Annotated in this window: 4 protein-coding genes; all 4 read right to left on the minus strand. The window is 70.5% G+C overall.

Annotated features, from left to right (window positions below):
• Positions 1-69: 69 nt before the first annotated feature.
• On the minus strand, positions 70-1,377 hold the full coding sequence (locus KS423_RS37240; RefSeq protein ID WP_224284166.1) for a glycoside hydrolase family 18 protein: 1,308 nt from the start codon (positions 1,375-1,377) through the stop codon (positions 70-72).
• 166 nt (positions 1,378-1,543) lie between these two features.
• Positions 1,544-4,189 carry an aconitate hydratase AcnA gene (gene acnA, locus KS423_RS37245; protein ID WP_224284167.1) on the minus strand — a complete coding sequence of 882 codons (2,646 nt, stop codon included), beginning with the start codon at positions 4,187-4,189 and terminating at the stop codon, positions 1,544-1,546.
• Positions 4,190-4,371: 182 nt separating this feature from the next.
• Entirely contained in the window at positions 4,372-4,527 is a 156-nt protein-coding gene (locus KS423_RS37250) for a hypothetical protein (protein WP_224284168.1), read from the minus strand.
• The coding region (locus tag KS423_RS37255; RefSeq protein WP_224284169.1) for a hypothetical protein at positions 4,524-5,479 on the minus strand (956 nt) is incomplete at its 5' end. The genes KS423_RS37250 and KS423_RS37255, both read right to left, overlap by 4 nt.

Here is a 5,479-nt window from a genome sequence, read left to right on the forward strand (position 1 = left end):
ACCGGCGGTGCGGCAGGGCCCGCCGCGGGTGCGTCCGCGGCGGGCCCTGGGCGCGGGGCGGGGGAACGGTCAGTCGCGGCGCAGGCCGCGGTCCAGCGCGGCGATCGCGCTGCCCTGGGCGTCGTCGCCGTCCAGCGACCAGACCATCACGCCGGCCAGGTCGTTCCAGCGCGTGTACCGCGCCTTCTGGGTGAGCACCTCGGCGGTGTCGTAGCTGTAGAAGGTGGTGCCGTCGTACTTCCAGGACGCGCCGTGGTCGCGGTCCACGTAGACCTTGCCCGGCAGCGCGTTGATCTCCTGGTAGGAGTGGTCGGGCGCGGCCGCGGTGGCGCTCTGGAAGAGGCCGCCGCGCTTGCCGGGGGCGACGCCGGTCCAGCCGTGGCCGTACAGCGGGGCCCCGAGGACGAGCTGCTCGGAGGGCAGGCCGCGCTCCTGGTAGTGGGTGACGGCCGTGTCGGCGCTGCGCCGGCGCGGGTCCGGGTCGGCCGGGTCGGAGTACAGGTTGGCCTGGTGGTTGGCCGGGCCCTTGCCCTCCCACGGGCCGTGCAGGTCGTAGGTCATCACGTTCAGCCAGTCCACCGACTCGCTCAGCTCGGGCAGTTCGAGCCGGTCGGCGACGGTCTCGTTGGCGGCCACGGCGGCGGTCAGCAGGTAGCGTTTGCCCTTCTTGCCGCTCAGCGCGTCCAGCTGGTCGCGGAACTCCCGCATCAGCAGGGTGAAGTTGCGCCCGTCCTCGGGGCGGACCACGTTGCCCGCGTCGCCGCCGCCGCCCGGGTACTCCCAGTCGATGTCGATGCCGTCGAAGACGCCGGCGGCCGCGCCCTTGCCGCCCTCCGGGGAGTCGGCCAGGACCGGCAGGTCGCCCTTGAGGTAGAGGTCGATGCAGGAGGAGACGAACTTCTTGCGGGCCTGGTCGGTGGCGGCCGCGTCGGAGAAGTACTTGGACCAGGTCCAGCCGCCCAGCGAGATGACCGTGCGCAGCTGGGGGTTCTTCGCCTTGAGCTTGCGCAGCTGGTTGAAGTGGCCCTTCAGCTTCTGGCCCGGCGCGTCTGCCACGCCGTCCACCGACTCGGTCGCGGAGAAGGGGCGCTGGTAGTCGTTGCGGGCGTCGCCCTGGTCGGCCTCGTTGCTCTCGAAGCAGGTGCCGTCGGCGGAGACGTTGCCGAACGCGTAGTTGATGACGGTGAGCTTGGCCGCCTGGCCGGACTCCTGGACCCGCTTGGCGGAGCTGTCGGCGCCCCACTGGGTGAAGTAGCCGACCCGCTGGCCCTTCAGCTTCGGGCCGTGCCGTCCGTCGGCGGCGTTGGCGGTGGCGGGGGCGGCGAGCAGCGCGGCGACGGTGGCGGCGGCGAGCAGGGCTGAGGCGCGAGTGGGCATACCGGACCTGTTCTCTGAAGCGACGTCAAATGGTCTGGACCAGATGAGAGAGAGGTTTAGTCCATCTGCCGTTCACCGCACAAGAGGACGGGCCCGGTCGGTGCAGCATGCAAAAGGGGGCCGGACCGCGAAGTGCGGTCCGGCCCCCTCAGGCCTGCGCCGGGACTCAGCCGATCAGCGAGCGCAGCACGTACTGCAGGATGCCGCCGTTGCGGTAGTAGTCCGCCTCACCGGGGGTGTCGATGCGGACGACCGCGTCGAACTCCTTGTCGCCGGCCTTGACCTTGACGGTCTTCGGGGTGCGGCCCTCGTTGAGCTCGGTCACGCCGGCGATGGAGAAGGTCTCCTCGCCGGTCAGGCCGAGGGACTCGGCGTTCTCGCCCTCCGGGAACTGCAGCGGCAGGACGCCCATGCCGATCAGGTTCGAGCGGTGGATGCGCTCGTAGGACTCGGCGATGACGGCCTTGACGCCGAGCAGCGCGGTGCCCTTGGCGGCCCAGTCGCGGGACGAGCCGGAGCCGTACTCCTTGCCGGCCAGGACGACCAGCGGGATGCCGGCGGCCTGGTAGTTCTGCGAGGCGTCGTAGATGAACGACACCGGCGCGTCGGCCTGGGTGAAGTCGCGGGTGTAGCCGCCCTCGGTGCCCGGCGCGATCTGGTTGCGCAGACGGATGTTGGCGAAGGTGCCGCGGATCATGACCTCGTGGTTGCCACGGCGCGAGCCGTAGGAGTTGAAGTCACGCTTCTCGACGCCGTTGGCGGTCAGGTACTGCGCCGCCGGGGTGCCCGGCTTGATGTTGCCGGCCGGGGAGATGTGGTCGGTGGTGACCGAGTCGCCCAGCTTGGCCAGGACGCGGGCACCGGCGATGTCGGTCACCGGGCTCGGGGTCTTGGCCATGCCCTCGAAGTACGGGGGCTTGCGGACGTAGGTGGACTCGGCGTCCCACTCGAAGGTGTTGCCGGTCGGGACCGGGAGCGACTGCCAGCGGTGGTCGCCGGCGAAGACGTCCTGGTAGCCCTTGTCGAACATCGCCTCGTCGATGGAGGCGGCCACGGTGTCCGCGACCTCCTGCTCCGACGGCCAGATGTCGGCGAGGAAGACGTCGTTGCCGTCGGCGTCCTGGCCCAGGGCGTCCTTGGTGATGTCGACGTTCATGTTGCCGGCGAGGGCGTAGGCGACCACCAGCGGCGGGGAGGCCAGGTAGTTCATCTTGACGTCGGGGTTGATCCGGCCCTCGAAGTTGCGGTTGCCGGAGAGCACCGAGACGACCGCGAGGTCGGACTCGTTGACGGCGGCCGAGACCTCCTCGGGCAGCGGGCCCGAGTTGCCGATGCAGGTGACGCAGCCGTAGCCGACCAGGTTGAAGCCCAGCTTCTCCATGTACGGGAGCAGGCCGGCCTTCTCGTAGTAGTCCATGACGACCTTGGAGCCGGGCGCCAGGGTGGTCTTGACCCAGGGCTTGACGTGCAGGCCCTTCTCCACGGCCTTCTTCGCCAGCAGGGCGGCGCCCAGCATGACGGAGGGGTTGGAGGTGTTGGTGCAGGAGGTGATCGAGGCGATCACGACCGCGCCGTTGTCGATCTCGTAGGTCGAGCCGTCGGGGGCGGTGACGGCGGTCGGCTTCGAGGCCTCGGCGGAGTAGGTCGGCAGCGCCTCGGCGAACTTCTCGGCGGCCTCGGCCAGGACCACGCGGTCCTGCGGGCGCTTCGGGCCGGAGATCGACGGGACGACGGTGGAGACGTCCAGCTCCAGGTACTCCGAGTAGACCGGCTCGTGCGCCGGGTTGTGCCAGAGGCCCTGCTCCTTGGCGTAGGCCTCGACCAGGGCGAGCTGCTGCTCGTCACGGCCGGTCAGGCGCAGGTAGTTGATGGTCTCGGCGTCGATCGGGAAGATCGCGCAGGTCGAGCCGAACTCCGGCGACATGTTGCCGATGGTGGCGCGGTTGGCCAGCGGGATGGAGCCGATGCCGTCACCGTAGAACTCGACGAACTTGCCGACCACACCGTGCTTGCGCAGCATCTCGGTGATGGTGAGCACCAGGTCGGTGGCGGTGGTGCCGGCCGGCAGCTCGCCGGTCAGCTTGAAGCCGACCACGCGCGGGATCAGCATGGAGACCGGCTGGCCGAGCATGGCGGCCTCGGCCTCGATGCCGCCGACGCCCCAGCCCAGCACGCCCAGGCCGTTGACCATGGTGGTGTGCGAGTCGGTGCCGACGCAGGTGTCCGGGTAGGCCTGGCCGCCGCGGACCATGACGGTGCGGGCCAGGTGCTCGATGTTCACCTGGTGGACGATGCCGGTGCCCGGCGGGACGACCTTGAACTCGTCGAAGGCGGTCTGGCCCCAGCGCAGGAACTGGTAGCGCTCCTTGTTGCGGCCGTACTCGATCTCGACGTTCTGGGTGAACGCGTCCTTGGTGCCGAACTTGTCGGCGATGACCGAGTGGTCGATGACCAGCTCGGCCGGGGCCAGCGGGTTGATCTTGGCCGGGTCGCCGCCCAGCTCCTTGACGGCCTCACGCATGGTGGCGAGGTCGACCACGCACGGCACACCGGTGAAGTCCTGCATGATCACGCGGGCCGGGGTGAACTGGATCTCCTGGCTCGGCTGGGCGTTCTCGTCCCAGCTGCCGAGGGCGCGGATGTGGTCGGCGGTGATGTTCGCGCCGTCCTCCGTGCGGAGCAGGTTCTCCAGCAGCACCTTGAGGCTGTACGGCAGCCGCTCGGAACCCTCGACGGCGGAGAGCTTGAAGATCTCGTACGACTCGTCGCCCACCTGCAGCGAGCTGCGGGCGTCGAAGCTGTTCGCGGACACGACTGACTCCTTCTGGGTGCTTCGTGCGATATCCGGCCGTCACGCGGTGGTAAGGTCAGCCTTACTTAGGCAGACCTTGCCGCATCGCCGGCGAGCGCCTCTCGGCAAGTATCTTGATGTCGAGATATATCGTAAGGGGCAGTTATCTCGATGTCGAGATAAACCATAGTGCATGCCGTGGCTCACTGGTCGTCCGGGCCGCGCCGCTTGCGCTCCAGCCTGATCAGCCAGACCGCACCCGCCACGACCGCGGCCGCCATCAGCAGCACCACCACAAGCTCACCACCGGAACCGCCGGTCGGCGAGGGGGCGATGTCGGCCAGCAGGATCGTCGTCACTCTTTCTCCTCCGTTCGTGCCCGGGTCGCGCCCAGGCCCAGGACCAGCATCAACAACACCGGGAACTCCAGATAGGCGTGGTAGCTCGCCAACGCCGCGTACAGCGACCGGCCCTGGGCGTAGTCCACCGCGAACAGCAGCGCCAGCAGCACGCCGGCGCCCGCGCCCAGCGCCCAGGCCCGGACCCCGCGCAGCGCCGGCACCCGGGCGTCGAAGCGCTCCGCGGCCTCCGGCGCGTACCGGGGCAGGAACCAGACCCAGACCACGTAGTGCATCGTCTGGAGGAAGGCGAACACCGCCAGGAAGCGCAGGCCCGCCTCCGGGGTCAGCCAGGCGGGCGGGGTGTAGGCGGCGGCCAGCCGGTCCGTCCAGCCGCCGGGGCGCTGGGACAGCAGACCGTCCAGCAGACCGCTCAGCAGCAGGGCCGGCACCACCAGCACCCAGCCGGCCTGGAGCGCCAGGAACCCGGCCCGCCCCCGCCGCAGCCGGCGCGACCACTCGGCCAGGAACAGCAGCGGCACCACGTTGTGCAGATGGGCCAGCACCACGAAGTGGTACGCCGGGAAGGCCAGCGAGGCCGCCCCGGCCGCCACCAGCAGCACCGCGCCCGCCGCCAGGAGCCGGGGGCGGCCGCGCAGCCCGTACCGGCAGGCGGCCGCCAGCAGGCCGTACGCGAGCAGGATCTCCGCCGCCTGGGACGCCCGGGAGGGCGGCAGCAGGCGGCACAGCACGATGCCGGTCACCAGTGCCAGCAGCAGCCGCAGCAGCGGGCCGGTCAGGACGGTGGCGAAGCGGCCGGCCACGTAGCGCAGCTCCAGCACGTTGTGCAGCAGGCCGAACGCGGCCAGACCCAACACCGCCAGGCCGGTCGGCGCCCGCAGGGCCGGCACCAGGGCGAGGACGGCCGACAGGGCGAAGCCCGCGAACGGCGCGGCACCCAGCCGGGCGGCCG

Source organism: Streptomyces sp. LS1784 (assembly GCF_020103755.1).
Taxonomy (GTDB): Bacteria; Actinomycetota; Actinomycetes; order Streptomycetales; family Streptomycetaceae; genus Kitasatospora.

What these genes read in the sequence shown, in the direction of transcription:
- KS423_RS37240 (WP_224284166.1), bottom strand. Translation starts at nt 1,377, where the DNA reads ATGCCCACTCGCGCCTCAGCCCTGCTCGCCGCCGCCACCGTCGCCGCG.